Raw genomic sequence first — 20,999 nt, 5'->3', positions numbered from 1 at the left:
AGCGGCTTGGAATGTTCGCGTTTAAATTCTGCTATGGAAATATAAATATCCGGTAAACGGCACCCCTGCGTCTGGACGCAAGATGCCGCCCATTTTGTCCCACGATCCACGCGGGCCGGACCTCAGCCGAACTTGCGGCGCGCGTCCATGGCCAGGCCCAGCCCCACGCTGCCCAGCACGTCGGTGCGCACCAGTTCGGCGTCGGGGAAAAGCGTTTCGAGCCGGCGGGCAATGGCCGGCACCTGGGTGGAACCGCCCGTGAGGATCAGGCTGTCGATGGCGTCAATGCCCACGCCGGCCCGGCGCAACGTCTCAGCAATGGTGTCCTCGATGCGCTGCACGGACAGGCGCAGGGCCTCGGTGAGGTCCGCCAGCGTCATGGTGGTGGCCAGCACCGTCTCGCGCACCGGGAAGGCAAAGGGCGTGCTGTCGCTGTCCGACAGCGCGATCTTGGCCGCTTCCACCGCGCCCACGAGGCGATGGCCGAGCCGGTCTTCGATCAGCTCGATCATGGTTTCGACCCGCGCGCTTTCGCGCGCCTCATTGCGGGTGCCGCGCAGGTCGCGCAGCGCTTTGGCATTGTAGAGCCGGTTGATGCGGTGCCAGGTGGAGAGATCATAATAGGGCGCCACCGGCAGGTGCCGCTTGCCGTCGCGGGTCAGGCTGCCCAGGCCCAGCTCGGGCATCACCTTGGCCATCGACAGCAGCCGGTCAAAGTCCGTGCCGCCGATGTGTACGCCCGCCGTGGCCAGAATGTCCCCGCCCCGCTCGGTGGCGCGAGCCCGCTCGGGCGACACGCGCACCACCGAAAAGTCAGAGGTGCCGCCGCCCAGGTCGACGATCAGCGCCAGACGTTCGCGCGTCACCTGCCGCTCATAGTCGAGTGCGGCGGCGATGGGCTCGAACTGGAAATCGACATGGGCAAAGCCCTGGGCGCGCACGGCACCGGCCAACTGCTCCTGCGCCTGCGCATCGGCCACCGGATCATCATCGACGAAGTGCACGGGCCGGCCGCAGACCACGCTGTCGACCGCGTGGCCCAGCCCGCCCTCGGCCCGCTGCTTGAGCTCGGCAATGAACAGGCCGAGGATTTCGATGAAGCCATAGCTGCGCGCCTTGACGCGGGTGCTGTCGCCGATCAGCGCCGTGCCGAGCACGCTCTTGAGCGAGCGCATCAGCCGGCCGTCGGCACCGGTGACATATTCGGCCACCGCCGCACGGCCGAAATGGATCGAATCATCCTCAAAGCCGAAGAAGATCACGCTGGGAATGGTGGGCTTGCCATCCTCGAGCGCCAGCAGTTGTGGAATGCCCCGTGCATCGAGCCGGGCAATGGTGGAATTGGACGTGCCAAAGTCGAGGCCGCAAGCTTGGGTCATGCCAATCATCCATGGGAGAGCCGGCGCGCCGGCGCCGCAGGGGACGGCTCTCTTAAGGGGTGATGGCGCGGGACGCAACCGGTCCCGGTCGGCGATCAGGCGCGGCGGGCGCGCTTGCGCTCCTGGGCGGGGCGCAGGTCGGTTGTTTCGATGCGACCCAGGCCCTTGCGCTGGGCGCGCTTGACGGCCTCGGCAGCGGCTTCGAAGAACTTGCGATCATAGCTGCCGCGCGGATTGCTCACGGCCAGGCCCATGCTGGCGGTGACCAGGCCCACATGGCTTTCCTTGTGCTGCAGGCCGAGCTCGCGGATGGCCTCGTGGTATTTTGCCGCCGTGGCGCGAGCCATCAGCACCGGCATGTCAGGCAGCACCACCACAAAGCTCGACTGGCCCAGCCGCAGGCAGCTGTCGCTGGCCCGTGGCAGGCCGCGCACCAGCACAGCGGTGACCGCAGCAATCGCATCGTCGAGAGCGTCCTTGCCATAGCAGGCGCCATAGTCGTTCATCAGGTCCAGCTCGATGACCAACAGACTCAGCGACACATGCCGGCCCGCAGCGGCGGCCCAGCCGGAGGCCAGTTCGGCGTCGATCTGGGCACCCAGTTTCTGCTTGAGTCCGATGGCGCGGGCCATGGCGGCCTGGCGATAGCCCATGCTGGCATCGCTGCGCATGGGGCGCAGATTGTCGAGCGCATCGCGCACCCGCTGCCAGAAACTGCCGTCAGCGTCTTTTGCGAGCGAATTGTCGGTCATCTGATGCCCATCCTAGGCCAATCGCAGCCCGTCTGCCCGCTGATCTGGACACAAGATGGTTAACGCGCAGTAAACCAATCTGCCCTGGCGCTAGAGCTCGTCAGGCGGCTCGAACTCGGGCCAGTCCACGGCATGGGTTTCCCAGGTGTCCGGCTCCACATCGGATTCGAGCACGGTGCGGCCGGAGACCGACACGCCCACGTCCACCACCGTCTGCGGATCGCCCGAAATCAGCGGATGCCACCAGGCCAGGCCCTTGCCCTCGGCAATGCGACGATAGGCGCAGGTAGTGGGGATCCAGGCGATCTCGGTGACGTTCTGCGGCGTCAATTTGATGCAGTCGGGCACCTTGGCCTGGCGGCCGGGATAGTCGGTGCAGGCGCAGCTGTCGCCGTCCAGCAGCTGGCAGCGCACATCGGAGGTGATGATCTGGCCGGTGTCCTCATCTTCCAGCTTGATCAGGCAGCAGCGGCCGCAACCGTCGCACAGGGCCTCCCATTCGGTCTCGCTCATTTGATCGAGCGTCTTTTCGTCCCAGAAGGCCATTTTAACCCAGTCATCTTAAAGCTGTTGCCGGTTTGCGCTTGTCTGGCGCCAAGGGCAATCATATTGCAGCGATACCGTTGCATTGCCACGCCTTGCGGACAACACTGCGTGAGGCGCCTAGTGGGGAAATCGGTGCAGGATCCGTTCTATACCAAGCAGAAGCGCAAGAAGGGCTCGAGCCTGCTGGCGGCCGATGCCTGGCTTGATTCCTCGCTCTATGACTCCGCCCAACGCATGGGCCGCAGCTGGATGCGGCTGCAGGACGCCTTCTCGATCTTCCGCGTCAGCGGCTTGAAGCGCCTGTTCGTGGAAATCCTTTCGGACGGCTTTTCCTTCTTCGCCATCGGCTGCGTGCTGATGGTGGCGCTGGCCCTGCCCGCCTTCAATGCCACCGCCGTGGGCGAGTTCAACCGCGCCGAGGACTATTCTGTCGTGTTCCTGGATCGCTTCGGCACCGAGATCGGCCGCCGCGGCATCCGCTCGGACGATTCGGTGGCTCTGGCCGATATGCCCGACTATCTGATCAAGGCGACCCTGGCCACCGAGGACCGGCGCTTTTACGACCACTTCGGCATCGACGTGGTCGGCACGCTGCGCGCCATCGTCAGCAATGCCGGCGGCGACAGCTCCACCCAGGGCGGCTCCTCGATCACCCAGCAGCTGGCCAAGAACCTGTTCCTGAGCTCGGAACGCACCATCGAGCGCAAGGTCATCGAGGCGTTCCTGGCCGTCTGGCTCGAGTGGCACTACAGCAAGGACCAGATCCTCAAGCTCTATTTCGACCACGCCTATATGGGCGGCGGCAATTTCGGCGTGGTGGCCGCGTCCGACTATTACTTCGGCAAGAAGGTGCAGGACATCAACCTGGCCGAGGCCGCCATGCTCTCGGGCCTGTTCAAGGCTCCCACCCGCTATGCCCCGCATGCCGATCTGGCGGCGGCGCGCGGCCGCGCCAATCTGGTGCTGTCCAATATGGTGGCTGCCGGCTTCCTCACCGAGGGCCAGGTGGCCGCTGCCCGGCGCCATCCGGCGACCCCCATCGACCGCGCGGTCGATGCCAATTCGCCCAACTACTTCCTCGACTGGGCGTTCGTCGAAGCCAAAAAGCTCATCGAGGCCAGCGGCACCGCCGGCAACAACTTTGTGGTCCGCACCACCATCGACACCACGCTGCAGAAATATGCCGTCGATGCCGTGGTCTCGACCGTGCATGAGGGCGCCGAGCAATATGATGTCGCCCAGGCCGCCATGGTGGTCACCGACACCCAGGGCGCCGTCCGCGCCATGGTGGGCGGCACCGACTATGGCAAGAGCCAGTTCAACCGCGCCATCGTCTCCACCCGCCAGCCCGGCTCGGCCTACAAGATCTTCGTCTATTCCGAGGCCTTCGAGCAGCTCGGGCTCACCCCTGCCGATGTCATCACCGACCGCCCGGTCTGCATCGGCGACTGGTGCCCACAGAATTATGGCCGCAGCTACAAGGGCTCGGTGACCCTGGCCAGCGCCTTTGCGCAATCGCTCAACACCGTGCCGGTGACGCTGTCGATCAAGACCGGGCGCGATACGATCGCTGCGCTGAGCCACCGCATGGGCCTGCAGGCCGACTATCCGGTCACCCGCTCGCTGGCGCTGGGCGTGGCCTCGGTCTCGGTGCTGGACATGACCTCGTCCTATGCCGTTTTGGCCAACCATGGCTACAAGACGCCGGCGTTCGGCATCACGCGGCTGTCGGCCCTGGATGGCACGGTGCTCTATGACTACAACCCCGATGCCCCGCGCGAGCGTATCCTGAGCGAAACCACCGTGGCCAACATGAACGCCATGCTGCGCGGCGTGGTCACCGGCGGCACCGGTCGTCGGGCCACCATCGAGGGCGTGCCTGCGGTGGGCAAATCGGGCACCACCTCGTCCTATCGCGACGCCTGGTTCTGCGGCTTCACCGGCAATTATGTGGCTGCCGTCTGGTTCGGCAATGATGATTACCACCCGACCAATAATCTGACAGGTGGCACGCTGCCGGCCATCGCCTGGCAGAAGTTCATGGCCTATGCCCATACCAATATCGAGATCAAGCCGGTGTTCGGCGTCGATTTCACCCCCGAGCCGACCATTGTGGCGGCCAGCGATGCCGAAACGCTCGAGGCCGAGCAGGAACAGCGCCCCCCCAGCCTGACGCCCCAGGCCGCCCGCAAGCTGGTGGACCTGGCCGACATGTTCAAAGCGGACCTCGCCGCCGGCGGCGGCAAGATCGAGGCGCAAGCCCCGGTCCCCACATCCACGGAAGCGCTCTAGGCCACCAGGATTATTGTACCCACGAAAACCTTGTGTTCGGCACGGTAAGGGTCCATCTAGGCGATGCAGATCAGCGTCGATCCAGCCAAGCGAAAGACGCTGCTCGAAAGCGGACTGGACTTTGCCGACGCCGCCATCGTCTTTGCCGGCCATACCTATGATCTCATCGATGACCGTTTTGACTATGGTGAGGAGCGGGTGATCACGGTGGGCCGGCTGGATGCCCGCATGGTCGTGCTGGTGTGGACGCAGCGGGGCCCAGCGCGCCACGTGATATCGATGAGGAAAGCCAATGATCGAGAACAAGCCCGATACGGCCGCTTCCTGGGTTGATCCGGACGACGCGCCCGAGCTTACCGACGACTGGTTTGCCCGGGCGGACCAGCATCATGACGGCAGGCTTGTGAAACGCGGACGTCCCCCCTTGGCCCAGCCCAAACTTCATATAAACATCCGTCTGGACGCCGATGTGGTTGATCGACTCAAGGCGGACGGTCCGGGTTGGCAAAGTCGCGCCAACGCCTTGCTGCGCAAAGCCATGGGCCTGTGAGCCAGACCAGTTTGCCGGGCCGCACTAGCGTCAACGCCCCCTCGCCGACCGACAGTGGTTTGCCCTCGGTCTTGTTGACGAAAATGTCGCCATAAGCTACATTTCTGCCATGAAAGACGTGCTGTATTCCAAGGCTGCGGTGCGCGCCCTGCTCAGGATGCCGGTCACGACGGCGCGGCGGATACAGGAAAAGATCGCAGACTATGCGGCCGATCCGGCGTCCCAGGCCAATAATGTGAAGAGGCTGCAGGGACGCAACGCGATCCGGCTGCGCGTTGGGGACTGGCGCGTCATCATGGAGGATGGCGTTGTCCTGGCCGTGCTGGACATCGGGTCGCGCGGCAGCATCTACGACTGAAGGGGATCCGGCATGAACGAGATGATCACGATCACTGTCGCCGAATACCAGCGCCTCTTGGCGGCCGCCGAGGAACTGGCTGATGTCGCCGCGTTCGACAGTGCCAAGGCTGCCCTGGCGGATGGCAGCGAAGAACTGATCCCGGCTCAATTTGTCGCGCGCCTGCTCAACCGGGAAAGCCCGGTGCGGGTCTATCGCGACCTGCGCGGGATGACGCAGGCAAGCCTGGCGGCGGCGGCCGACGTCAACAGGGTACAGATTGCCGAGATTGAAGCCGGCCGCAAAACGGGGTCGGTCGAAACCCTGCGCCGGCTGGCGCTGGCGCTGGGCGTGCGCATCGATGATCTGGTCTGAGCCCTGGTTGCACCCTTTCGACTCCCCGCCCCCCTTGCTATAGGCTTGGCACTGTCCTTGCGCAGGTTGACGCCGCCCATGCCGTTTCCCCATCCGAGCTGCTGACCCGATGCGCTTCGTCCTCTATCTGTTGATGATGTGCACCGTGGCGCTGGGGGTCGGCTTCGGGCTGAGCTACTACGCGCTCACCGATGGCCGCCTGTTTGGCGCGGTCGAGATCGGCCCCTGGGCCGCCTGGCCCGACGCCGGCTCGCCCACGCCCAATCCCTATACGCGCAGCTTTCTGGTGCGCGAGGGGCATCTGCAGCTTGGCCAGGCCGAGGGCATTCGCTTCACCGCCACGGCCGACAGCAATGGCGAGCCGCTGACCCGCGACTGCAGCTATGTCATTGCCGGCATGACGCCGCTGGCCACCGGCTGGACGCTGGTGGCGGTCGATGCCCAGGGCGTCAATATCGCCGCGTCCGATGCCGATCCGGTGCTGCGCTCGTCAGGCCTCGCCCGGCCCAATGATGGCGCGATCGCCATCACCATCGGCAAGCATCTGGCGGCCGGCAACTGGCTCGAGCTCAGCGGCGACGGCCCGTTCAGCCTGGTGCTGAGCCTTTATGACACGGCGACCTTCTCGGGCTTCTCCAGCGACTCCTCGATGCCGGCCATCACGCGGGAGTCCTGCCCATGACGCGCTTCCTGCTCTGGCTGGCCGGCGGCGTGGTGCTGGGCGGCATTATCCATCTGGTGGTGGTCCTCACCCTGCCCCGGTTGGCCGAAGACACCATCTGGACCCGCGTCGCCGCGCTCGACGCGGCCAATCGCATGGTCATCCTGCCCCCGGTCGAGGCCGGCCAGCCCAATCCGCTCGGGCTCGATCCGGCGCTGATCTATGGCGTGTGCAGCATCGATCTCACCGCTGGCCCCGCCTATCTCAACGGCGTGCTGCCCGAGGCGCCCTGGTCGGTGGCCCTGCTCAAGCAGGGCGGCATCGTCGCCTATTCCACCACCAACCGCGACGGCATCAACCAGACGCTCAAGCTGGGCATTTTCAATGCCGCCCAGACGCGCCTTCTGGCCCAGCAGACGCTTGATGTGCCCGATGGGCTGTTGGTGGTCGAAGCCGATGTCGATCAGCTCTTTGCCCTGGTGCGGCTGATCCCACCCCACAATGTCATGCGCCCCCGCTTTGCCGAAGCCCTGTCCCAGGTCACCTGCGGGCCAAAGCCCTAGCGTCGACGCGCGACCTAGACCACGCCGGCCGAGAGGATCGTCAGGCTGGCGCTGTCGCAGTCGATGCGCGCCGTGGCGCCATAGGGCAGCGTGAGCATGGGCTGGGTATGGCCGAAGTCGAGCCCGCTCAGCACCGGCAGGTTTTCCAGCCCAGCCTCGGCCAGGCTCTCGCAGACCGCCGCCTCAAGCTGGGCCTGATAGTGGGGATCGGCCAGCGGGTCAGGCCGGGCGATCAGCAGGCCGCTCAACACCGGCAATATCCGCTGCGCGGCCAGATTGCGCAGCCAGTATTTGATGTAGCGCGGCGGCGGCGCCTCTTCGGAGGTCTCGTAAAAGAGGATCGCGCCGCGCCACATCTCCAGTCCCGGCCACCAGGCGGTGCCCTTGACCATTTCGATCACCTCGGCGCAGCCGCCCAGGAAATGCCCGGTCACCTGCCCCTGCCCCTGCAGCACGCGGGGGCTGCCCGCCGGCTGCATCTGCCGCTTCTGGCTCTGCAGCGCCGGGTCAGCCCAGTCCAGCCGCTCAGCCGTCCAGCCCTCGGTGTTGTCGGGCACCAAGCCCATGGGTGCGGGCGTGAACAACGCCTTGCGCAAGCCCTCGATACTATAGGCATGCATGCCGGCATTCTCGCCGAACCCGGCCATGATGCTGGGTCCGTAAAAGCTCGCTAGCCCCGCCGTCAGGCAGGCGAAGTGCAACGACGTCGTATCGGAAAAGCCCAAGAACACCTTGGGATTGGCGCGGATCACCTCGAGATCGAGGTAAGGCAGGAGGCGAATGCAGTCGTCGCCGCCAATGGTGGCAAAGATGCCGGCAATCGCGGGATCGGCAAAGGCCGCCATCAGATCATCCGCCCGCGCCTTGGGGTTGGCCGCAACAAATTCCGGCGGCGCCAGCGTATGGGCCATTTCCACCACCCGCACGCCAAACAGCGCCTCAAGCTGCGCCTTGCCGGCCGCATAGCGCTGCGGAAAAGTGCCCGGCCCGCCCCAGGAGGGCGAGACAGTGGCGATGGTGTCGCCTGACTGCAGGCGGCGGGGCTGGATGAGCTGCACTCTTGTCTCGCGAACCGTTTTGGAGGTCTCTCTCACACCATCATCGCTCGGGCCCGCCAAAGCAATGGTGCTTAACCCAGCAGCCCGACGAGCCCGCCCGCCAGGGCCAGGCCCAGCACCACCACCCAGGGCGGCGCTTTCCAGGCCACGAGCGCGACAAAGCCAGCCGTGGCCAGCAGCATGTCGAGCGGGATCAGCACGGCGCTGGTGATCACCGGGTCATAGAGCGCCGCGCCCAGCACGCCGACCACGGCGGCATTGGCGCCGCGCATGCCGGCCTGGGCCAGTGGCGCCGCGCGCACGCGGTTCCAGAACGGCAGCACGCCCACCAGCAGCAGAAAGCCCGGCAGGAACACCGCCACCAGTCCCAGCGCCGCTCCGGCCCAGCCCTGGGCCAGCGCACCCAGATAGGCGGCAAAGGTAAACAGCGGCCCCGGCACGGCCTGGGTCGCGCCATAGCCGGCCATGAAGGCGTCCCGGCTCAGCCAGCCGCGCGCCACGGTCTCGCTCTCCAGCAGCGGCAGCACCACATGGCCACCGCCGAACACCAGCGCCCCGGCGCGATAGAAACCGTCAAACAGGTCCAGCGCCGGCCAGTCGGTCGCGCCTGCGAGCAGCGGCAGACCCAGCAACAGGCTCGCAAACAGCGCCAGCGCCACCCAGCCGGCCTGCGCCGACACCGGGAACCGCGTCACCGACACCGGCGCCTGTGCCCCGTCGCGGCAGAATGCCAGCCCGCCAATGACGCCAAGGCCAATGGCTGCGATCTGCCCGATCGCGCCCGGCAGCAGCACAACCGCGGCAATGGCGATCACGGCCAGCGTCGCCCGCTGGCGGTCCGGCGTCAGGCTGCGCGCCATGCCCCAGACAGCCTGGGCCACCACGGCGACCGCGACGAGCTTGAGCCCATGCAGCACGCCCTGGGCCAGCGGCCCGTCCAGCGTGCCGGCGGCAGCGGCAAAGGCAATCAGCAGCAGCGCCGATGGCAGGGTGAAGGCCGTCCAGGCGGCGAGTGCCCCCAGCGGCCCGGCGCGCAGCAGGCCAAGCGAAAAGCCGACCTGGCTCGAGGCCGGGCCCGGCAAGAACTGACAGAGGGCCACCAGGTCAGCATAGGCTGCCTCATCCAGCCAGCGGCGGCGCAGCACCAGTTCCTCGCGGAAATAGCCCAGATGGGCGATCGGCCCGCCAAAGGCGGTCAGCCCCAGCTTGAGGAAGGCGCCGAAGACTTCTCCGGGCGTGCCGGTCGGGCGGGTCGTCGGGGTGTCCATGGGCAGGCTCCGGCTGGCCGCTACTTCTGCAGCACGATCTCGGTGTCGCCCTTATGTTGGAAGCGTGACGGGATGACGACGCCGCCGTATCCGGCCATCTGCCCGCCATTGCCGCAGAAATCGCGGCGATTGGCGCGGCCGACGAAGACCGACAGGCGCCGCAGCGTCTCGTCCACTGCCACCGACTGCTCATGCGGGGTTTCCACCAACAGGCTGTCGAGCGCGAAGTCGTAGCTGTCATAGCGATAGTTGAGCGCGCGTACGAACCAGGCAATGAAGGCATCGTTCTCGGCGCGCCGCGCCTCAACATCGGCTGCCGCCGTTGCTGGCAGGCGCCGCGACAGGTCCTGCAGCGCCGTCGCGCGCTGCTGGTCCACCGCAATCACCGCGCAGATGGCGGCAAAAGTGGTCGGCAGCGTCTGGATGTCGATGCCGGCGTGATTGCCCACCGTGCTGTAGCGGGTGCGCGAGGACTGATACTGCGTGCTCTTGAGCCAGGCGTAGTAGCGGTCGGCGCGGTAATGATCGTCCTTGGGGGGAATGATGCGGGTGCGCTGCAGCTCCACCGAGCCGTCAAACAGCCAGTCCTTGGCATGGGGCGCGACGAGGAAGCGCCAGACGCGGTCGTGCATCTCCTGTTCCTGGTCGGTAATATTGAAGCCGGAGACCGGTTCCTTGCGCGCGCTGGCCAGCGCCTTGCCCACCACGGGCATGGCCATATCATGCACGATGCCCGGTTCGGCGCGACCGAAGTCGCCTGTCGGGCGCGCGACGCAGGCAAAGGCCAGTTGGGCCAGAACCAGGATCGCCAGACCACGCAGCAGCAGTCGTGCGTTCTCAGCCACGCTTGCGCTTGGTTGTCGGGTCAATGGTCGTGGTCGGCTTGCCAGGCGTGCCGCGTTCATAACGCACTCCGGTGAACATCAGGATTTTTGCATCGCCCGGGAGCGTTTTGCCGGGTGTGGATGCCGTCCGTCGTCCGTTGATACTGAAGAGCTTAGCCAAGCTATCCTCCGAGGGTCCCGCTCCTCCTTCCCCTGGAGGCCGCGCTTCGTGTTGCAAATCAGTGCGCACTTCGCCCCAGTGCGTCCTGAAGCCATTAAGAGATCGTCAAGGTTAACAGTCTGCTAACGAATTGGCGGCAAGAGTGAGTCCGCATCAAATGTGATGCGATTCCGATATGACGGTCCCCACGATATGCTTGGTTTTCAGCCTTACGAGACATTCCAACTGCTGATCGAATCCGGCGGCGTGGACCGGACGAACACCCTTTTGATCGCCGCCTGTGACGCCTATGCGCGCCGCGGCAAGGCCACTGCTCCCGAAATGGAACAGTTTGAGGCGCTGGCGACGCGCCTCTTCCCCATTGCCGGCCCGCAGGCCCGCGCCAAGGGCGCAGCGATCCTGGGCCGGGCTGCCGTGCTCTCGCCGGTGCTGGAAAACCTGGTGGTGGAAAACATCGGGGAGGATCTCAACGGTTTCCTCACCAGCGCGGTCGAGCTCAGCGAAGCCACCATGCTCGAGATCATTGCGCGCTATGACGTGCCTGCCGCTGCCACCCTCGCTGCGCGGCCGGACCTGTCCAATGTGGTGCTGGCCAAGCTGTTCCAGATGAATTCGCGCAAGGTCTATCGCGCCCTGGCGTCCAACACCCATATCGTGCCGCGCGGCGCCTATCTCAGCGCCCTGGCCCGCTCCGCCCAGATGGACCACATGGTCGCCGAGTCGCTGGCCAAGCGCAGTGACTTCGACGCGGCTCTGCTGGCTCCCGCCTTCTTTGACCTCTCCGATGCCGATCGGCTCAAGGTCATCCAGGCCTTTGCGCATCGCGACACCCCCGTGGCGCCGATCAAGAAGACCATCGAGCTGCTCACTGTCGCCAATGCCGAGCTGACGCTGGCGCTGATGAAGCTGTTCTCGGAAAACCGCCGCCCCGAAGTCACCAAGCTGCTCAGCCAGATCACCGGACTCGATGAAGTGCGTTGCGGGCAGATCGCCCATGACGTCACCGGCGCCTCGCTGTTTGTCATCCTGCGCGCCTTCGGCTGCAGCGCCTATGACGGGCTCAAGGTGCTGATCCACGCCACCAGCCACGACAGCGAGCGCTCGCGCGCCCTGGCCGACTTCGCCACCATGTTCGGCAATGTCACGCCCGATTCCATGGCCTATCTGATGAGCGCCTGGCGCGGCGAGGTGAACCTGCTCGAGCTGGCCAAGCCCGAATACAAGCCCTTCACCGAAACCAGTCGCCGTACGCCCTCGCTTGCCCCGGCGCACAATCCGGTGGTCGAACAGGCCATCGAGGCCCTGGCCCGCATTGGCATCAAGCGCGCCAGCTAAGGCGCGCCTGCCCCATACGCCTGTTCAGGCAGGCAAGCGCCCTATTTGACCAGGTCAACACCCAGGTCATCGCCGCGCAGATCCAGGCTCAGCACCCAGAGATCGGGATCGAACTCGGCCTCGCGGGCGATACGTTCGCGCACCTTCTGCGGTTCGGCATGGTGGAAGCGGCACTGGAACACCAGTCCCGCCGCATTGTTCTCCCGACTGGCAATGGGCGCAGGAGTGTAGAGCGACAGCGTACCATCGAGGTGGTCAACCTCGATGAACACCTGGCCGGCAATGGAATCGCCGCGGCGCGACACCACGCACATATGGCCCAGGTCGTTATGCCGCCGCACAAAGACCCCGCACCATAGATCGCTGCGGAGCAGGCTCACCTAGAGGGTCGCGCCGGCATTGCGCAACAGGCCGACCAGGTCCGGCTTGACCTCGCCAGTGAGCTTGTAGCTGTTGAAATTCTCGAACTCACGGATGGCCCGGGCGGTGGAATCGCCGGGATGGCCATCGATGGCGCCATGGTAGAAGCCCAGGCTCGCCAGGCCGCGCTGGATCTGGCTGACCAGCTCGACGTTATTGGCCGGGTCGAGCGCGGGCGCTGCGGTCTGCTGTGGCGCCACGGTCTGCGGGGTAATATCGGCCACCTGCACCGGCGGGACCGGTTCGGCGGCGGGCACCGACGCTGTCGGGGAGCGCTGGCTGCTCAGTGCCGGCAGCGCAGTGCGCGGCGCCAGCGGCGTGGCCGCACTGGAGTCACCCGATTCAAAGGCAGCAACGATGGAATCTATGGTGGTTTCGGCGGCATTGCCGACAACATCGACGGCATTGTCCACCGGGGTCAGCGCCTGGGCCGACTGCACCATGGGCTGTGGCTGCGGCGCAATCTGGGCCTGGCGTGCCGGCTGCGGCGGCACCACGACGGGCGCAGGCTGCGGCGCTACAGCGACCGGCTGGGCCACGGGCTGCACCACCGGCATGCGGCCGGCGGCATCGGACTGCAGAATCGCGTCGACCACCGCTGGCGTCATGGCGCCGGTCGGTTCCAGCCCATTGCGCTGCTCGAAGGCACGGATGGCATTGGCGGTCATCGGGCCGTAAAAGCCATCCACCGTGCCAGCGAACAGACCGAGCTCGGCCAGTTTCTTCTGCACCGCGAAGGCCTGTGCGTTGCCCACCGGGGCATCCGGGATCGCCGGCGGCGCAACGCTGCCGGTGGTCTCATTGGTTACCACCTGGGTCGGTGCCACGACGCGCTGCGCCGGGATCACCGGCAACACGCCGGTATTGGGCTGCACAACCTGGGGGATTTCGGCGACAGGCATGGCCTGCACAGGTGCAAAGAACGGCGCGGGGTGTCGCTTGGTCTGGAAGTACAAGGCATTGCTGCCCGCCAGTGCCGTCAGCGTCACCAGGGCCATCAGGCCAGTCGAGGCCAGCGGCGCCCGCATGTAATGCGACAGGGCCCAGCGGCCGGAACGACCCAGGGCAGACGCGAGAGCGCTGCCAGCCGCCAGAGGCAGATGTGAGAGGGTGTTAGCCGTCATTGCGCTTTTCTTTTTTCGTCTAGCCATGAGGAGTTGCTGGTGGCGACCGGTTCTTTGCGGATGGGTGTGACGGTGGCAGTCTCTTCGGCTTTTATTGCCGGACCGTTTATGGGCAGCAACACCGTCATGGTTGTCCCCGTTCCAATCTCAGACATGGCCCTGAGCGTGCCATCATGCAAGTCCACAAGGCCCTTGACGATGGACAGGCCAAGCCCCGTGCCCTCGTAGCGGCGATTGAGGCCGTCGTGCACCTGGAAGAAGGGCTCGCCGACACGGGCCAACGATTCGGGCGCCATGCCGATGCCGTGGTCGGTCACCGACAGGTTGAGCGATTGGCCCTGCCGTTTGATGGACACTGTCACGGTGCCATGCGGCTGGCTGAATTTGACCGCATTGGACAGCAGGTTGATCAGGATCTGGCGGCAGGCCCGTTCGTCTGCCAGCAGCAGCGGCAGGTTGGTGGCCACATCGGCCACCAGGCGGATATCGCGCTCGCGCGCCATCACGCCCACCATGCTGAAGCAGGGTTCGATCAGGTCGGGCAGCTGGAAGCGCTCGGTCTGCAGTTCGAATTTTCCGGCATCGAGCCGCGACATGTCGAGCAGCATGCGCACCACTTCGAGCAGGTGCTTGCCGCTCTGGTGGATCAGCCCGGCATATTCCTGGTGGGTCGGCGACAGCTCGCCGCCAATGCCGCTGCTCATCATCTCGGAGAAGCCGACGACGGCGTTGAGCGGCGTGCGCAGTTCATGGCCGATGGTGGCCAGGAACCGCGACTTGGCGCTGGAAGCCTCTTCGGCGACGCGGCGCGCCTCGGCCATCAGGGCTTCGTCGTCCTTGCGCTCGGTAATATCGCGCAGCAGGGCCACCACTTCATGGCGCATGCCGTCGCTTCCACTCTCGAGCACGGGCGACAGGCACACTTCAACCCAAATGAAAGTGGGCGCGGCAGCGCTGGCATGGGGATCGTCACGGCGCATGCGCACTTCGATGGTGCGGGCCTGCCCGCCTTGGTTGGCGTCGGCAAAGGCGGTCAGATACAGCGGACGGTCGAGGACGTGGAGGCGCTCGCCCAGGCCGCTGCCGGTCAGTTCATAGCGCTGGCAGCCGAACAGCTTCTCCGACGAGCGTGAGGCCAGCAGCAGTTCGCCATCGCTGGAGAAGCGGATCACGGCGTCCTGCACGTGTTCGATCAGGTGCCGATAGGCGTTGACCTGGGATTTGTCATAGACCTCATAGGCACCGCCAATGCGGGTGGCGGCGTGCACAACGACCGCCAGGCTGGCGGCAAACACTGTGCCGCTGGCAATAAACCAGGAGGCGGTCATTTCGACGCCGGCCGACAGGCTCAGCATGCTGGCCAGCGTGCCGAGCGCCAGCACGGCCCCGGCCAGGACCCAGCTCTGGGTGCGCAGGGCCTTGCGGCCCTGCAGCGCGGCCAGTACGGGGGCCAGCACGGTCACCGCCATGCCCATGTCACCCAGATTGCGATCAACCAGGGTCATCAGCAGTCCCAGCAGCAGGATGGTATAGACCTGGCCAGCGGCGGCCTGCTCGTAGAGCTTGCGGGTGTGCAGCGTCAGCGTGATCATGCCCGAGGCCAGCGACAGGGTGACCATGACGAAGGGCAGCGGGATGCCGATGATGAGGAAATAGACTGAGGCGGGTATGGCCAGAGCGCTGACGGCAATGGCGATGCGCGCATTGTCGGCGAGCGTCTGGCGGCGCAGTGCTTCCGGCCGATGGCCGCTGCCGGCAACCGCCTGGGAGATCTCTTTGCTTACGCTGAAAGAGAACGGGCTACGCATACGCACTACTCTCACTGACGACCCCGAGAACTGCGGGGCCGGAACACTTGGGGCTTGATCCCGGGGGATCGCGCAGGGCCTGAATCAGCTTCGGGCCTTGTTGCGCCCACACTGGCGTCCAAGAGCTAAAGCGCCCTTAAATGTCTGACCCGCAACGGCTTGTTCGGTGCCCCTGGGGGGCCTTTTTCCGGTTAGCGTAAACAAGGCGTTGCACCGATCAGAGCGGTCGCGCGCATTTGCATCGAATTTTATCGAAATGTCCCAATACCGCTTAAGAGGCCGCCGATAGCGTGGGTTTCAACGGGGCGACCAAGGCCCCGAGCAAGAATCTGGATGTGGTTATGTTTGTGGTTATTCGATCCGTTTTTTGGCTCACCGTTGCCTTTCTGGTGATCCGGCCGGGCGCCGACCTGCCCGATACCGGCGCCATGGCGGCCCAGGCCATGGCCGCGGGCAGCCAGGTCGTTGCTGCCCAGATTGAGTCGATCGACTGCAATAGCCTCACCTGCCTTGGCGGCAAGGCCGTGGTCGCCGCCAGCCTTCAGCAGACCGCCGCCGCCACCCCTGCCGTCGCCCCCGCCAGCAGCGGCATTGTGCCCCCTATTCCCCGTCCACGTCCGGCACGGGCAGGCTGACCGGGTTCGCCCGGCGCCGAAAGATTTCCAGGGTTGCCCGTTTCCCCAAGCGGCGCTCTCCAAAGGCCCTGGTACTGCCCCAGACACGCTGCCCCGTGTCTGGGGCTTCTTTTTCGCTGGCCAGCCCTGCTGGCCCTTTGACTTGCGGCCAGGCCGCCAACCGCCTAGATAGACGGTATGACCGAGCCCGCTGCCTTCCAGGACATTGCCGAAAACCTCTCCTTTCTTGACGATTGGGAGGATCGCTACCGCTATCTGATCGAGCTGGGCCAGGCCCTGCCCAAGCTGGAGGCCAGCGAGAAATCGGACGCCAACCGCGTGCATGGCTGCGTGTCCCAGGTCTGGCTGTCGGCCAGCACCCGCCAGGTCGATGGCCAGACCATCCTGTCCTATCGCGGCGAGAGCGATGCCATGATCGTGCAGGGTCTGGTGGCCGTGCTGCTTGCGCTCTATTCCGACCGTCCGGCCGGCGAGATTGCTGAGACCGACGCTATCACTATTTTCGACCGGCTGGGGCTGCGCGAGCATCTGACCGCGCAGCGCTCCAATGGTCTGGTGGCCATGGTCAACCGCATCCGCGCCGAAGGCCAGGCCCTTCGCCAGTAGGTTTCAGCCCCCCAGCGGCGGCACGATGGGCAGGCGCTCGGGCAGCCAGGCCCTGGCGCGGCCGCAGTCCCCGCCCTTGGCCACCCCCTCAAGCCCCCAGGCTGCCGCCAATTGACTCAGTGCAATGCGCAGCACCAACTTGGCGCTGCGCCGTGGCCAGCCGCGCTCGGTCTCGATGGTTTGCAGACCCTTGCCCAGGCCGCAGACGTCGAACAGCACGCTCCAGCAATCGGCCGGCAGCGTTGTGGCCAGCTGGTTGAGCCGCCGCCGCGCATCCAGCCCCGTCTCGCTGATACCATCGCCGCCCGCGCCCGGCTGGCGGCCGATGCGGGCGGGGTCATAGGACATGGTCACCCGCTGCACCAGGCCCGCGCGGCGGATCAGGGCTTCGAGCCGGTTGGCAGCCAGCACATGCTGGGGTGCCAGGAACGGGGTCGTCCCCGCGCCGCCTATAGCCAGCCGAGCAATGGTCGCGCCGTCACCAGCCATGGCCGCCTACCCTTCCGGCGCTGGCCTCAAGGCGCCGCTCATAGCCGCTGACCGCGTCGTCAAAGGCCGGATCATCGCGCAGATCCTCGATCAGCCCGCAGGCATAGGAGACTGTAGTCCTATCACGACCGAAAGCGCGGGCGATCTCGGTGAGCGAATGGCCCAGCACTACATGAGAGAGATACATGGCCAGTTGCCGGGCCCGCGCCGTAGCACGGCGGCAGCGCGACGGATGCACAAGCAGATGGGCAGGAACGTTTCTTTCGCGCGCAATCAGCGCGATGGCGGCGCTGATTGCGCGGGGGTCCCGGCCCGGGCCGGCGGCACGCGGAAGAGTCTGCGGCTGAGAAATCACATGCAACATAGCCTTGCCTCGTCAGTATCAAGGAATTAATTCCTATATCCTGAGGCTTGGCAAGGGGGCGGGGATAACTTGCATGAACGACCGTTGCAATGTTTCCCTTAACGTCAAACGGTCGCCCCATGGGGCGACCGTTGGTCAGTTCATTGTCAGGCCCAGACCGTGCTTGGGACCGGTCAGTTGCGCGACGATGTCTGTGTTGGTGTGTGCGCCCTTAGGCAGCCTTGCGGCCCAGGCCATTGTCTTTGGCCAGCTTGGAGCGGGTTGCCGAATAGCTCGGAGCAACCATCGGGTAGTCGGCCGGCAGGCCCCACTTCTCGCGATATTCTTCCGGCGAGAGATTGTAGTGGGTACGCAGGTGGCGCTTGAGCGACTTGAACTTCTTTCCGTCTTCAAGACAGATGATGTAGTCAGCGGCCACAGATTTGCGGACAGGAACGGCGGGCTTGAGCTCTTCGACGGCAACGATGACTTCATTGGTCGACAGCGAGCGCAGCGTGCTGTGAATTTCGGAGATGAGCTTGGGCAGATCCCCGGGGCTCATGGCATTGTGACTTACATATGCCGAGACAATTCCAGCGCTGAGTTCGATCAGGTCTTGCTCAAAGCCGGCTCCCGAACCGGTGTTCTCACTCATATTTCAACCTTTCAGATATGCGGCCATCCACATGATCCATGTTGGCCAACGACGTGTACTACGACCGTTTAGTACCGCAAGCAAGCGGGCCAACATTAAATTGCACACAGCAGATTTTACTGCTCGACCGACTCTTTACTCGTAGATGGTGCCCCCAACTCATCAATAAACATTATGGTCTGAGTATGATAACCACCACGATGGCTGACACGAGCCAGCAAATGGGCGGAAACCGGGGTTGTCAGCAGCAAAAACACCGCCCCGATGACGGCGCGCAGGGCAATACTGGCGTCAAAACTCACCAGAGCCACCGCCAGCAGGATCATGCCACCGCCCACGGCACCAGCTTTGGATGCCGCATGCATGCGCGTATACAGGTCCGGCAGGCGCAAAACACCAATGGCACCAAGCAGCGCAAAGCACGATCCCAGCACAAGCAGAATACAGCCCAGACCAGTCAACAGAAGAGAGATCATGATCGGCCCTCCTCGTCCTTGATGCGGGACAACATATAGCGCGCCAAAGCCACTGTTGCAAGAAAACCGAGAAGCGCGAGACTTATAGCAATGTCCAGATAGAGCATAAGCCCGGATCGAATAGCAATTGTGGCAACAAATCCCATGGCAATCACAGTCAAAAGATCAAGCGCAAGAATTCGATCCGCCAGCGTCGGCCCAATGACGACGCGAATAATGGCGATCAGCATGGCGATTCCCAGGATGATCAGGGAAATTGTTGCGCTGAGGAACAAAATATCGGCAGCACTCATTCGAACACCTCCTGCACCTTGCGTTCGAAGCCATTGGCAATCTCGGCAATCAGCGCGTCGCGGTCCTTGAGATTGAGCACATGCACATAGAGCACGCGGCGATCCTCGGACACATCCACGCTCAGCGTCCCTGGCGTCAGGGTGATCAGATTGGCCAGAAGGGTAATTTCCCGGTCGGTGGTGAGGCTGAGCGGAAAGGCCACGATGCCCGGTCGCAGCGCGCTGCGGATATTGGGGGTCAGCACGATGATGGCGACGCGCACCGCCGACACATTGAGCTCCCAGAAGAATAGCAGCGCCAGCGAAACGATGCGGCGCAGCCGGCGCATCACCCGAGGATGGGCGATCCAGCGGCGCAGCAGCAGGCTGGTCAACAAGCCGATGGCGGCGCCGAACAGCAGGTTGAGCGGGCTGAAATTGCCGTTGATGGCCGCCCAGGCGAGGGCAAGGCCGGTGATGGTCAGGGCCAGATTCATGGCGTGACTCCCGCCAGGCCCACGGCGGCGATATAGCGCGCCGGGTCCAGCATGTCAGCGGCGCCGCTGCGCACCACCTCCAGCATGGGATTGGGCCAAAGGCCCGCCGCCACGATCATGGCAAACAGCACGCCCGTGCCCAGCCAGTGCAGCGGCAGGATGGGCAGGCGGTCTACCGGCACGGCCTCAGCCGGCGCAGCCCGCCAGAACATATGCGCCCATAGGCGCGTGCCCGCGATCAGGGTCAGAACGGCATTGAGCAGCAGCGCGCTCACCAGCAGACCGCCGATCCACCCGCCCATCTCCAGCCCACCCTGCAGCAGCAGCAGCTTGGGCCAGAAGCCCAGTGTCGGCGGCACGCCTGCGGCGGCCAGCACCAGCACCAGGAACAGAACAGAAAGCGGCGCATTGGCGGCGTAGAGCCCGCCCATCTGGCGGGTATCGGTCTGGCCCGTAAACCGCTCGATCAGCCCGGCCACCAGATAGAGCGCCGTCATGGTCAGCATGGCATGGAAAATATAGAGGCCGGCGCCGCTGATCGCGGCCAGGTTCGGCAGGGCAATGCCTGCCATGACGGCGCCGATGCCACCGATGACGATAAAGCCCATGGCGCGGCGCAGATTGGTCTCGGCAATGGCCCCCAGCGGGCCGATCAGCAGCGTGGCAATGGCGATGATGATCAGCACCGGCTCTAGCAGGTCGCGCGTCGCCGGCAGCACGGCCACCAGTGTGCGCAGCAGCGCGTAGATGCCCACCTTGGTCAAAAGGCCCGCCATCAGGGCCGAGATTGCTGCAGGCGGCGTGTGATAGGATGCCGGCAGCCAGGCGTTAACCGGAAAGGCTGCCGCCTTCATGCCGAAGGCCAACAACATCAGCGCGGCCACCCCGGCCATCGCGGCGGGATTGGCCTGTGGCGCGACGCGCAGCACATCGGCCATGTTGAGCGTGCCGAGCAGGCCATAGAGCAGGCCCAGTGACAGCAGGAAGACGGTCGTGGCAAGGAAGTTCAGGAAGCCGTATTTCACCGTGCCGTCGAGTTGGATTGCCCGCCCGCCCAGCACCATCAGGCCGAATGAGGCAATCAGCAGCACCTCGAACCAGACATAGAGGTTGAACAGGTCACCGGTCAGGAACGAGCCGGTGACACCGGCCAGCAGCAGCAGCACCAATGCGTAGAAGCTGCCGCCACCGACGGACGCCGGCTGTTCGGGTTCGGCATAGATCAATACCACCAGCGTCACCACGGCAGCGGCGAGGGCAAAGCTGGCGCCAAAGGCATCGGCCGTAAAGCTGATGCCAAAGGGCGGCAGCCATTTGCCCATGGTCATGCTCACCGGGCCATTGGCAAAGATCTGCAGCAGCAGCGTGATCTCGCAGGCGATGATGGCCAGCACGCTCACCAGTGCCAGCACGAAGCTCAGGCCGCGCGACTGACGCACGATGAGCAGCAGCGCAGCCCCCATCAGGGCCAGCACCAGTGGCAGAACCACCACCCAGTCGGTGGGCAGAGTTGCAGTTTCGATCATGGCAGCCGACAGGTCAGGTGCGGCCAT

At 65.0% G+C, this 20,999-nt stretch carries 27 protein-coding genes; 10 read left to right on the top strand and 17 right to left on the bottom strand.

Annotated elements, in window-relative coordinates; genetic code table 11:
- Positions 1 to 122 precede the first annotated feature (122 nt).
- From E8M79_RS07770 to E8M79_RS07760, 3 genes are all read right to left on the bottom strand, one after another.
- Entirely contained in the window at positions 123 to 1,379 is a 1,257-nt protein-coding gene (locus E8M79_RS07770; protein WP_137151369.1) for an Hsp70 family protein, read from the bottom strand.
- 95 nt (positions 1,380 to 1,474) lie between these two features.
- Positions 1,475 to 2,131, bottom strand: a complete 657-nt coding sequence (locus E8M79_RS07765) for a diguanylate cyclase (RefSeq protein ID WP_137151368.1) — start codon at positions 2,129 to 2,131, stop codon at positions 1,475 to 1,477.
- 90 nt (positions 2,132 to 2,221) lie between these two features.
- Positions 2,222 to 2,677 carry a YcgN family cysteine cluster protein gene (locus E8M79_RS07760; RefSeq protein ID WP_137151367.1) on the bottom strand — a complete coding sequence of 152 codons (456 nt, stop codon included), beginning with the start codon at positions 2,675 to 2,677 and terminating at the stop codon, positions 2,222 to 2,224.
- A gap of 132 nt (positions 2,678 to 2,809) precedes the next feature.
- On the opposite strand from E8M79_RS07760, the gene E8M79_RS07755 reads away from it, so the two are divergent.
- From E8M79_RS07755 to E8M79_RS07725, 7 genes are all read left to right on the top strand, one after another.
- The gene (locus E8M79_RS07755) at positions 2,810 to 4,969 is read left to right on the top strand and encodes a PBP1A family penicillin-binding protein (protein ID WP_137151366.1); all 2,160 of its coding nucleotides are present in this window, start codon (positions 2,810 to 2,812) and stop codon (positions 4,967 to 4,969) included.
- Between the two features lie 63 nt (positions 4,970 to 5,032).
- Positions 5,033 to 5,302, top strand: a complete 270-nt coding sequence (locus E8M79_RS07750; RefSeq protein WP_137151365.1) for a BrnT family toxin — start codon at positions 5,033 to 5,035, stop codon at positions 5,300 to 5,302.
- Positions 5,262 to 5,519: a BrnA antitoxin family protein gene (locus E8M79_RS07745; RefSeq protein WP_137151364.1), complete on the top strand. Its 258-nt coding sequence runs from the start codon at positions 5,262 to 5,264 to the stop codon at positions 5,517 to 5,519. Before E8M79_RS07750 ends, E8M79_RS07745 begins: the two co-directional genes overlap by 41 nt.
- A 109-nt stretch (positions 5,520 to 5,628) precedes the next feature.
- Positions 5,629 to 5,877 (top strand): type II toxin-antitoxin system RelE/ParE family toxin, encoded by a 249-nt coding sequence (locus tag E8M79_RS07740; RefSeq protein WP_137151363.1) that lies wholly within the window; start codon positions 5,629 to 5,631, stop codon positions 5,875 to 5,877.
- A 12-nt stretch (positions 5,878 to 5,889) separates the two neighbouring features.
- Complete coding sequence (locus E8M79_RS07735) at positions 5,890 to 6,231, top strand: helix-turn-helix transcriptional regulator (protein ID WP_137151362.1); 342 nt, start codon at positions 5,890 to 5,892, stop codon at positions 6,229 to 6,231.
- Between the two features lie 109 nt (positions 6,232 to 6,340).
- Positions 6,341 to 6,913: a DUF1214 domain-containing protein gene (locus E8M79_RS07730; protein WP_137151361.1), complete on the top strand. Its 573-nt coding sequence runs from the start codon at positions 6,341 to 6,343 to the stop codon at positions 6,911 to 6,913.
- Positions 6,910 to 7,455, top strand: coding sequence for a hypothetical protein (locus E8M79_RS07725; protein WP_137151360.1), 546 nt, complete (start codon positions 6,910 to 6,912; stop codon positions 7,453 to 7,455). The genes E8M79_RS07730 and E8M79_RS07725 overlap by 4 nt, the downstream gene beginning before the upstream one ends.
- Positions 7,456 to 7,469: 14 nt before the next feature.
- Here E8M79_RS07725 and E8M79_RS07720 read toward each other — a convergent pair whose 3' ends face one another.
- The 4 genes from E8M79_RS07720 to E8M79_RS18370 form a co-directional block, all read right to left on the bottom strand.
- Positions 7,470 to 8,513 carry a S66 peptidase family protein gene (locus E8M79_RS07720; protein ID WP_137151359.1) on the bottom strand — a complete coding sequence of 348 codons (1,044 nt, stop codon included), beginning with the start codon at positions 8,511 to 8,513 and terminating at the stop codon, positions 7,470 to 7,472.
- Positions 8,514 to 8,584: 71 nt separating this feature from the next.
- The gene (gene chrA / locus E8M79_RS07715) at positions 8,585 to 9,781 is read right to left on the bottom strand and encodes a chromate efflux transporter (RefSeq protein WP_137151358.1); all 1,197 of its coding nucleotides are present in this window, start codon (positions 9,779 to 9,781) and stop codon (positions 8,585 to 8,587) included.
- A 20-nt stretch (positions 9,782 to 9,801) separates the two neighbouring features.
- Positions 9,802 to 10,626 carry a hypothetical protein gene (locus E8M79_RS07710; protein ID WP_137151357.1) on the bottom strand — a complete coding sequence of 275 codons (825 nt, stop codon included), beginning with the start codon at positions 10,624 to 10,626 and terminating at the stop codon, positions 9,802 to 9,804.
- Entirely contained in the window at positions 10,619 to 10,786 is a 168-nt protein-coding gene (locus E8M79_RS18370) for a hypothetical protein (protein ID WP_171015778.1), read from the bottom strand. Before E8M79_RS18370 ends, E8M79_RS07710 begins: the two co-directional genes overlap by 8 nt.
- Positions 10,787 to 10,978: 192 nt before the next feature.
- On the opposite strand from E8M79_RS18370, the gene E8M79_RS07705 reads away from it, so the two are divergent.
- Complete coding sequence (locus E8M79_RS07705; protein ID WP_171015777.1) at positions 10,979 to 12,121, top strand: DUF2336 domain-containing protein; 1,143 nt, start codon at positions 10,979 to 10,981, stop codon at positions 12,119 to 12,121.
- Positions 12,122 to 12,162: 41 nt separating this feature from the next.
- Here E8M79_RS07705 and E8M79_RS07700 read toward each other — a convergent pair whose 3' ends face one another.
- The 3 genes from E8M79_RS07700 to E8M79_RS07690 are packed head-to-tail and all read right to left on the bottom strand — an operon-like array spanning position 12,163 to position 15,473.
- Complete coding sequence (locus E8M79_RS07700; protein ID WP_137151355.1) at positions 12,163 to 12,501, bottom strand: DUF1491 family protein; 339 nt, start codon at positions 12,499 to 12,501, stop codon at positions 12,163 to 12,165.
- Complete coding sequence (locus E8M79_RS07695; RefSeq protein ID WP_171015776.1) at positions 12,502 to 13,665, bottom strand: peptidoglycan-binding domain-containing protein; 1,164 nt, start codon at positions 13,663 to 13,665, stop codon at positions 12,502 to 12,504.
- The gene (locus E8M79_RS07690) at positions 13,662 to 15,473 is read right to left on the bottom strand and encodes a PAS domain-containing sensor histidine kinase (protein ID WP_137151353.1); all 1,812 of its coding nucleotides are present in this window, start codon (positions 15,471 to 15,473) and stop codon (positions 13,662 to 13,664) included. Before E8M79_RS07690 ends, E8M79_RS07695 begins: the two co-directional genes overlap by 4 nt.
- Positions 15,474 to 15,814: 341 nt before the next feature.
- Between E8M79_RS07690 and E8M79_RS07685 the strand changes: the two genes are divergently transcribed.
- Together E8M79_RS07685 and E8M79_RS07680 are read left to right on the top strand one after the other, a co-directional pair.
- A complete protein-coding gene (locus E8M79_RS07685; protein ID WP_137151352.1) occupies positions 15,815 to 16,108 on the top strand; it encodes a hypothetical protein in 294 nt (97 codons plus the stop codon).
- 177 nt (positions 16,109 to 16,285) lie between these two features.
- Positions 16,286 to 16,714, top strand: a complete 429-nt coding sequence (locus E8M79_RS07680; RefSeq protein WP_137151351.1) for a SufE family protein — start codon at positions 16,286 to 16,288, stop codon at positions 16,712 to 16,714.
- A 3-nt stretch (positions 16,715 to 16,717) separates the two neighbouring features.
- On the opposite strand, the gene E8M79_RS07675 is transcribed toward E8M79_RS07680, so the two are convergent.
- The 7 genes from E8M79_RS07675 to E8M79_RS07645 all read right to left on the bottom strand — a co-directional run bounded on the left by E8M79_RS07675 (position 16,718) and on the right by E8M79_RS07645 (position 20,999).
- Positions 16,718 to 17,203, bottom strand: a complete 486-nt coding sequence (locus E8M79_RS07675; protein ID WP_137151350.1) for a DUF6456 domain-containing protein — start codon at positions 17,201 to 17,203, stop codon at positions 16,718 to 16,720.
- A complete protein-coding gene (locus tag E8M79_RS07670) occupies positions 17,193 to 17,567 on the bottom strand; it encodes a helix-turn-helix domain-containing protein (protein ID WP_137151349.1) in 375 nt (124 codons plus the stop codon). The genes E8M79_RS07675 and E8M79_RS07670 overlap by 11 nt, the downstream gene beginning before the upstream one ends.
- 211 nt (positions 17,568 to 17,778) lie before the next feature.
- On the bottom strand, positions 17,779 to 18,201 hold the full coding sequence (locus E8M79_RS07665; RefSeq protein ID WP_137151348.1) for a MucR family transcriptional regulator: 423 nt from the start codon (positions 18,199 to 18,201) through the stop codon (positions 17,779 to 17,781).
- 116 nt (positions 18,202 to 18,317) lie between these two features.
- Positions 18,318 to 18,677, bottom strand: a complete 360-nt coding sequence (gene mnhG / locus E8M79_RS07660) for a monovalent cation/H(+) antiporter subunit G (RefSeq protein ID WP_137151347.1) — start codon at positions 18,675 to 18,677, stop codon at positions 18,318 to 18,320.
- Positions 18,674 to 18,970: a cation:proton antiporter gene (locus tag E8M79_RS18660; protein WP_137151346.1), complete on the bottom strand. Its 297-nt coding sequence runs from the start codon at positions 18,968 to 18,970 to the stop codon at positions 18,674 to 18,676. The genes mnhG and E8M79_RS18660 overlap by 4 nt, the downstream gene beginning before the upstream one ends.
- The gene (locus E8M79_RS07650) at positions 18,967 to 19,446 is read right to left on the bottom strand and encodes a Na+/H+ antiporter subunit E (RefSeq protein ID WP_137151345.1); all 480 of its coding nucleotides are present in this window, start codon (positions 19,444 to 19,446) and stop codon (positions 18,967 to 18,969) included. The genes E8M79_RS18660 and E8M79_RS07650 overlap by 4 nt, the downstream gene beginning before the upstream one ends.
- A complete protein-coding gene (locus E8M79_RS07645; protein ID WP_137151344.1) occupies positions 19,443 to 20,999 on the bottom strand; it encodes a proton-conducting transporter membrane subunit in 1,557 nt (518 codons plus the stop codon). Before E8M79_RS07645 ends, E8M79_RS07650 begins: the two co-directional genes overlap by 4 nt.

It is taken from the genome of Devosia sp. FKR38 (assembly GCF_005222805.1).
GTDB lineage: Bacteria > Pseudomonadota > Alphaproteobacteria > Rhizobiales > Devosiaceae > Devosia.
This window is presented reverse-complemented; position numbering and strand designations above follow the sequence as displayed.

Bases quoted from the DNA above. Each gene is read 5' to 3' on its own strand.
- E8M79_RS07770 (WP_137151369.1), bottom strand. From the start codon at position 1,379: ATGACCCAAGCTTGCGGCCTCGACTTTGGCACGTCCAATTCCACCATT.
- E8M79_RS07765 (WP_137151368.1), bottom strand. From the start codon at position 2,131: ATGACCGACAATTCGCTCGCAAAAGACGCTGACGGCAGTTTCTGGCAG.
- E8M79_RS07760 (WP_137151367.1), bottom strand. From the start codon at position 2,677: ATGGCCTTCTGGGACGAAAAGACGCTCGATCAAATGAGCGAGACCGAA.
- E8M79_RS07750 (WP_137151365.1), top strand. From the start codon at position 5,033: ATGCAGATCAGCGTCGATCCAGCCAAGCGAAAGACGCTGCTCGAAAGC.
- E8M79_RS07745 (WP_137151364.1), top strand. From the start codon at position 5,262: ATGATCGAGAACAAGCCCGATACGGCCGCTTCCTGGGTTGATCCGGAC.
- E8M79_RS07740 (WP_137151363.1), top strand. From the start codon at position 5,629: ATGAAAGACGTGCTGTATTCCAAGGCTGCGGTGCGCGCCCTGCTCAGG.
- E8M79_RS07735 (WP_137151362.1), top strand. From the start codon at position 5,890: ATGAACGAGATGATCACGATCACTGTCGCCGAATACCAGCGCCTCTTG.
- E8M79_RS07730 (WP_137151361.1), top strand. From the start codon at position 6,341: ATGCGCTTCGTCCTCTATCTGTTGATGATGTGCACCGTGGCGCTGGGG.
- E8M79_RS07725 (WP_137151360.1), top strand. From the start codon at position 6,910: ATGACGCGCTTCCTGCTCTGGCTGGCCGGCGGCGTGGTGCTGGGCGGC.
- chrA (WP_137151358.1), bottom strand. From the start codon at position 9,781: ATGGACACCCCGACGACCCGCCCGACCGGCACGCCCGGAGAAGTCTTC.
- E8M79_RS07705 (WP_171015777.1), top strand. From the start codon at position 10,979: ATGCTTGGTTTTCAGCCTTACGAGACATTCCAACTGCTGATCGAATCC.
- E8M79_RS07695 (WP_171015776.1), bottom strand. From the start codon at position 13,665: ATGACGGCTAACACCCTCTCACATCTGCCTCTGGCGGCTGGCAGCGCT.
- E8M79_RS07690 (WP_137151353.1), bottom strand. From the start codon at position 15,473: ATGCGTAGCCCGTTCTCTTTCAGCGTAAGCAAAGAGATCTCCCAGGCG.
- E8M79_RS07685 (WP_137151352.1), top strand. From the start codon at position 15,815: ATGTTTGTGGTTATTCGATCCGTTTTTTGGCTCACCGTTGCCTTTCTG.
- E8M79_RS07680 (WP_137151351.1), top strand. From the start codon at position 16,286: ATGACCGAGCCCGCTGCCTTCCAGGACATTGCCGAAAACCTCTCCTTT.
- E8M79_RS07675 (WP_137151350.1), bottom strand. From the start codon at position 17,203: ATGGCTGGTGACGGCGCGACCATTGCTCGGCTGGCTATAGGCGGCGCG.
- E8M79_RS07670 (WP_137151349.1), bottom strand. From the start codon at position 17,567: ATGTTGCATGTGATTTCTCAGCCGCAGACTCTTCCGCGTGCCGCCGGC.
- E8M79_RS07665 (WP_137151348.1), bottom strand. From the start codon at position 18,201: ATGAGTGAGAACACCGGTTCGGGAGCCGGCTTTGAGCAAGACCTGATC.
- mnhG (WP_137151347.1), bottom strand. From the start codon at position 18,677: ATGATCTCTCTTCTGTTGACTGGTCTGGGCTGTATTCTGCTTGTGCTG.
- E8M79_RS18660 (WP_137151346.1), bottom strand. From the start codon at position 18,970: ATGAGTGCTGCCGATATTTTGTTCCTCAGCGCAACAATTTCCCTGATC.
- E8M79_RS07650 (WP_137151345.1), bottom strand. From the start codon at position 19,446: ATGAATCTGGCCCTGACCATCACCGGCCTTGCCCTCGCCTGGGCGGCC.
- E8M79_RS07645 (WP_137151344.1), bottom strand. From the start codon at position 20,999: ATGGCCGCACCTGACCTGTCGGCTGCCATGATCGAAACTGCAACTCTG.